The sequence below is a fragment of the Streptomyces antioxidans genome, assembly GCF_000968685.2.
Lineage (GTDB): Bacteria > Actinomycetota > Actinomycetes > Streptomycetales > Streptomycetaceae > Streptomyces > Streptomyces antioxidans.
Genome location: NZ_LAKD02000059.1, coordinates 1 through 1,604 on the forward strand (window position 1 = coordinate 1; position 1,604 = coordinate 1,604).

Sequence of the window (1,604 nt, forward strand, 5' to 3'; positions counted from 1 at the left end):
ACCCACATCCACGCCACCACCCAAACCCCCGCCCGCACCACCCGCCGTCAAGCTGTACAGCGGCACCCCCGCGACATCCGCCGCATGGTCGTCCTCGATCACCAGCACCTCACCCGGTGCCTCACCCAGAACCCCCAGCAGCGCATCCCGCCGTGCCGCGGTGAAATACCCGCCGTAAGGGTTCTGCCCACGCGGACTGCACACCACCGCACGCACCCCCGCCCGCAGCGCCGCCCGCAGCGCGTCCGGCCGGATCCCCTCGTCGTCCACGGCCACCGGCACGCTCCGCAGCCCCAGTGCCGGAACGAGGTCCAGCAGATGGTGGTAGCCGGGGTCCTCCATCGCCACCGCGTCACCCGGCCTGAGCTCGACGGACAGTAGCCGGGCCACGCAGTCGAGCGCGCCATGGGCGAAGCTCAGGTGCTCGGCCGGTACGCCGTCGCGCTCGTACCAGGCGCGGGTCAGCTCCTCCAGACCGGCCAGCCGGGGCTGGGCGCGGTGCGACCGCACTCCGGGCGAGAGCCGGGCGGTCGGCAGCAGAGCGGGCAGGAAGGCCGGATCGGGGTGACCGCTCGCCAGATCGCGCGCCCCCACCGGCACCGGCGGCGGGCGGCGCGAGGCGACGGCGGGCGTCGGCGCGACCACCGTGCCGCCCCGCCCCTGGGTCACCACGATCCCGCGCCGCCGCAACTCCTTGTACGCGGTCGCGGCGGTGCCGGGGCTGACGCCAAGCCGCTCCGCCAGTCGGCGCACCGGGGGCAGCGCGGTGCCGGGCACCAACGCCCCGTCCACCACGCCCTGTTCGACGGACGCGGCAATTCCCTTGGCCGATGCACCACTGATCTCATATTGTGTCGCCACAGAAGTCATTCTGTATCAATACAAAAGAGAATGTCAAGAGAGAACGTCAGGGGGACCAAGGGTGGGCAAGCCAACGCGCCGCACCGCGCTCAGCGACCGCATCCCCGGCGGCCGGGACGGCCGCCGCATGCTGATCGTCACCTTCGTCGACCGGATCGGCTCGGGCCTGTGGGGCGCGACCGCGACGCTCTACTTCACCTTCGCCGCCGGACTCAGCACCGCCGAAATCGGCGTACTGCTCGGCGTATCCGGCGCCATCGGCATAGCGGGCCCGCCCCTCGGCGGCCTCCTCGCCGACCGCGTCCGGCTGCGCCCGCTGCTGATCACTGTCCAACTGGTGCGCGCCGCCGCCTCATTGGCCCTCCTCACCACCACCGACCTCCGACTGCTGCTCGCCGTCGCCTCGGTGGGCAGCCTCGGCGACCGCGCGGCCTCCGTCCTGACCAAGCTGTACGCGACCCGTGTCGCGGGCCCCGAGCGCGTCCGGTACCAGGCCTTCAGCCGCACCGCCATGAACGTCGGCTGGGCCGTCGGTGGCCTCGTGGCGGCCGCGGCACTTACCGACGGCACGGTCACCGTCTACCGCTGGCTGCTGATCGGCGACGCGCTCTCCTTCGTCGCCTCCGCGCTGTTCACACTCGGCTGCGCCGAACCGCCCTCTGCCTCCCGTATCGCGGCCCAATCCGCGCCCCCGGAACCCGCATCCGCAGAAACCGCATCCGCATCCGCAGCAGCGCACCCCG

At 72.6% G+C, this 1,604-nt stretch carries 2 protein-coding genes; one reads left to right on the forward strand and one right to left on the reverse strand.

The features are described 5' to 3' along the window. Window positions 1-861 (reverse strand): GntR family transcriptional regulator (locus tag VT50_RS23760; protein ID WP_143645256.1); only part of this gene is annotated, 861 nt, incomplete at its 3' end. Window positions 862-922: 61 nt separating this feature from the next. On the opposite strand from VT50_RS23760, the gene VT50_RS23765 reads away from it, so the two are divergent. Then, window positions 923-1,604 (forward strand): MFS transporter (locus VT50_RS23765; protein ID WP_276207321.1); only part of this gene is annotated, 682 nt, incomplete at its 3' end.